This is a genomic window from Teichococcus aerophilus (assembly GCF_014490485.1).
Lineage (GTDB): Bacteria > Pseudomonadota > Alphaproteobacteria > Acetobacterales > Acetobacteraceae > Pseudoroseomonas > Pseudoroseomonas aerophila.
On the sequence record NZ_JACTVA010000061.1, the window covers coordinates 1 to 3712 of the forward strand.

Genomic DNA, 3712 nt, shown 5'->3' on the forward strand with positions numbered 1-3712 from the left:
CCGCCCTCGCCGCCGCCGCTCCGCCATCCCCGCCACGGCCCGCCCCATCCCAGGCCACCTCGGTCCCAGCCGCCCTGGCGCCCGGCGCCGTCCGCCTCGGCGCTGGCGTCGCCCCCGCCAACACCCCCGGCCCTGGCCAGGACACCACCGCCGCCCGCCCGCGTGACATCGCCTGCAGCGACGCCACCGAATACCCGCCCGAGCTCCGCTCCGCCGGCATCGGCGGCGACGTCGTCCTACGCCTGCGCCTGACCGACAAAGGCCGCGTCATCGACGCCAAGATCGCCACCAGCAGCGGCCACGCCGCCCTGGACGAAGCCGCCCGCCGCGGCGTCCGCCGCTGCCGCTTCGACCCCGCGATGCGCGACGGCATCGCGGTGTGGAGCAACATGGTCTGGCGCGTCACCTTCCGCCCCTGAGCGCCGCGCACGGCGAAGGGAAGGTAAGGCCGGGGAAGGAATTCCCCGGTCCCCATCTTCTTTTTTCGAGTTTTTCGGGCGCGGTGGCTGAAGCGGCTGTCCGGTTCAGGGCGTGAGGGCTTGAGATGGAAGCACCGAGAAGCCTGCATCACCCGATCGAACCAGGACGCAGAGCATGGTGCGTGAACGAATGGGAATGCTTCCTGCTTTAACCGGCGTCGCGGTTCGCGCTCGGGTTCCCGGACCCTGGCGACTGGAGGATTCAGCCCGCGTGGCCCATTGACCATATCAATGGGAACATCCGCCGCCGTCTCCGCAGCCCCACGCCAAACCCGCAGAAAAAAGAAGGGGGCTTGGGGGAATTCATTCCCCCAACCTTCCTCCACCCCGCAACATTCCCACCCCGCCGGCACTTCCCCCACAGCGTCTTCCCGCAGGAGCAATGCCCATGGTCCGCCTCGACATCATCACCACACGCGGCGGCGATGCCGGCCAGACCTCGCTGGGCGACGGCACCCGCGTGGCCAAGGACACATTGCGGATCGAAGCGATCGGCGCCGTCGACGAAGCCAACGCCGCCCTCGGCCTGCTGCGCCTGCACACCGCCAACCTAGCGGAAGACGCCATGCTCGCCCGCATCCAGAACGACCTGTTCGACCTCGGCGCCGATCTCTGCATGCCCGGCGACGGCACGGACACCCGCCTGCGCATGACCGACGCCCAATGCGCCCGTCTGGAAGCCGAGGTCGCGTCCATGAACGCCGCCCTGCCGCCCCTGCGCTCCTTCGTGCTGCCGGGCGGCACCACGGCGGCCGCTTACGCCCATCTTTGCCGTACCACCGCCCGCCGGGCAGAACGCGTTGCCGTCGCCCTGGCCGCCGCCGAACCGGTCAACCCCGTGGCCATCCGCTACCTTAACCGCCTCTCGGACCACCTCTTCGTCCTCTCCCGCCACCTGAACGCGGGCGGGGACGTGCTGTGGGTGCCGGGGAAGGATCACGGCGGGGCGTGATGCGGCGGAGGGAAGGGGAAGGGAAGGGAAGGCCGGGGAAGGAATTCCCCGGACCCCTTCTTTTTTTCTGTGAGTTTGGCGTCACAGCTCAGGACTGAGAGCGGGCGCTGTTCGATGATTTAATCATGGGCCACGGTGGCTGAACCCTCAGGCACCGGAGCTCCGTGACCTCCTGCGCACCCAGCCGTCCCTCAGGACCGCGCCTTCAACAGCCCCGCCCGAAAACCCGAAAAAAGAAAAGAAGGGGCCCGGGGAATTCTTTCCCCGGCCTTCCTCCTCCCTCCGATCACCAGCGTCTCAAAACAGCCACTCGAAGGCCGTCATCCCGAACACGCAGATCAGCACCAGCACCGTGGTGGCGAACAGGCAACCGGCGATGGTCAGCCCGACCCCCCAGCCGGTCACCTTGCTGTCCTGCTCGACCACACCCAGCGCCATGACGATGGTGCCGAAGGCGGGCGGTCCGTTGGTGCCTGGCCCGGGCAGGATCAGCATCAGCGCGGTATAGGCCGTCAGCCACCCCACCAGCCGCTCGCCAGGCGCGCTGATGAACCAGCCGGGGCGCGGCTGCAGGTAGCGCTCGAACCGCTTCAACCCGTTGGAGGAAGCGTTGGACAGCCGCAGCAGGTCGCTCCGCTTCAGGCTGCGCCGGCGCATGAAGCCGGGCAGGCGCGGGGTGCGCATTCCCAGCCCCATCTGCACCCCCAGCAGCAGCATCGGAATGCCGAACACCGTGGCCATGCCCGGCAGCAGCCCGGGCAGGCACAGCAGCAGGATCAGCAGGCCGAAGGCGCGCTCGCCGAAGGCGTCGGACATCTCGCCCAGGGTGATGCGCTCGCCAGGGCAAGTGGCCGCCACCTCCGCCACGATGCGGGAGATCGGGGCAGACTGGTCGTGTTCGCCGGGGACCGTAGCCATCGGCAGGTGGTCGGGCATCAGCGGCGTATCCTCATGGCCTCTCACGCATAACGCGGGCGGGGCTGCTTCGGGTGGCCCGCGCCGGCACTGGCCCGCACGAAACCTGCAGGCCCGCCGCCAGGGGCCTCTGGCCAACGGCAACAGGCAGTTGCCCCGTCCCGGCACAGCCTGCCAGGAGTGGCAGAGCCGGAGATAGGGGTAGCCGGGCAGAATATGAACCACTTGCAATCTTTTGCCGCAAGATTGTCTCAAGCCGCCCCGCCGCCCCATCTAGGCCATGGAGCATGCCGCGTTCCCATGTGTTCACGCAGCGTGCTCTTGCCTTTGTTGGGTCGCGTGATTCCGGCTTTCGGTGATTCCACCTCAGCCATCGCGCTCCAGTGGCCAGGAGAGGAGCACGGATGGAAGCGGTGGATATGGCACTGTGCCTCGCGGTCGACGTCTCGGCCAGCGTGGATTTCGATGAGTTTGGGCTGATGATCGGCGGCCTGGCCAACGCCTTCCGGCAGGAGAGGATCATCCAGGCCATCGGCGCCGGCCCACGGGGCGCCATCGCCGTCAGCGTGCTGTTCTGGTCGAGCCAGCAGGAGGTCGCCGTGCCCTGGATGCGCGTCTCCGGCACCGCCTCCGCCACCGCCCTGGCGGACGCGATCGAGGCCAGCCCCCGCCTGCCGGCCCCCGGCGCCACCGCCCTCGGCCCCGGCATGGCCGCCGGCCTCGCCGTCCTCGGCCGGTTCGAAGCCGAGGCCGCCCGCCTGGTCATGGACGTCTCCGGCGACGGCCGCCACAACCTCGGCCGCCCGCCCGGGCCCGTGCGCGACATCGGCGTCGCCGCCGGCATCACCATCAACGGCCTCGCCGTGCTGAACGAGGAACCCGACCTCCTCGCCCACTATGAAACCGACATCATCGGCGGCCCCGGCGCCTTCGCTATGAGCTGCGCCGACTACGCCGACTTCACCGACGCCATCCAACGCAAACTGTTCCGCGAAATTCGCGGTGGCATGGTGGCCTGAACGGGGTGCGTCGCGCAGGGCAGGGGAATGAAGGCCGGGGAAAGAATTCCCCGGACCCCTTCTTTTCTTTTTTCGAGTTCTCCGCGCCAGGCCGTTGATGGGCCTGGTCTGAAGCACGTCTGGGTGCGCCGGAGGTCTTGGACCTCCGGCGACTGACGGTTCAGCCCGCACGATCCATTTAAAATATCATCAAGCAGCGCCCGCATTCTCTTGGGGCCCGACGCCAAACTCGCAGAAATAAAAGAAGGGGCCTGGGGAATTCTTTCCCCGGCTTTTTCCTCTTCGCTTCATCTTGCCTTGCCTTGCCTTGCCTTGCCTTGCCTTGCCTTGCCTTGCCTTGCCTTGCC

General features: G+C 68.1%; 4 protein-coding genes. 3 read left to right on the plus strand and 1 reads right to left on the minus strand.

What is annotated here, in order from left to right:
* Positions 1 to 419, plus strand: a 419-nt coding sequence (locus IBL26_RS22230) for an energy transducer TonB (RefSeq protein ID WP_187786713.1), incomplete at its 5' end; no start/stop codon positions are given.
* Positions 420 to 867: 448 nt separating this feature from the next.
* On the plus strand, positions 868 to 1431 hold the full coding sequence (locus tag IBL26_RS22235) for a cob(I)yrinic acid a,c-diamide adenosyltransferase (RefSeq protein WP_187786714.1): 564 nt from the start codon (positions 868 to 870) through the stop codon (positions 1429 to 1431).
* Positions 1432 to 1728: 297 nt separating this feature from the next.
* Here the strand turns inward: IBL26_RS22235 and IBL26_RS22240 are convergent, their stop codons facing one another.
* Positions 1729 to 2367, minus strand: a complete 639-nt coding sequence (locus IBL26_RS22240; RefSeq protein ID WP_187786715.1) for an exopolysaccharide biosynthesis protein — start codon at positions 2365 to 2367, stop codon at positions 1729 to 1731.
* 383 nt (positions 2368 to 2750) lie between these two features.
* Here IBL26_RS22240 and IBL26_RS22245 point away from each other — a divergent pair, with 383 nt between their 5' ends.
* Positions 2751 to 3365 (plus strand): DUF1194 domain-containing protein, encoded by a 615-nt coding sequence (locus IBL26_RS22245; RefSeq protein ID WP_187786716.1) that lies wholly within the window; start codon positions 2751 to 2753, stop codon positions 3363 to 3365.
* Positions 3366 to 3712 lie beyond the last annotated feature (347 nt).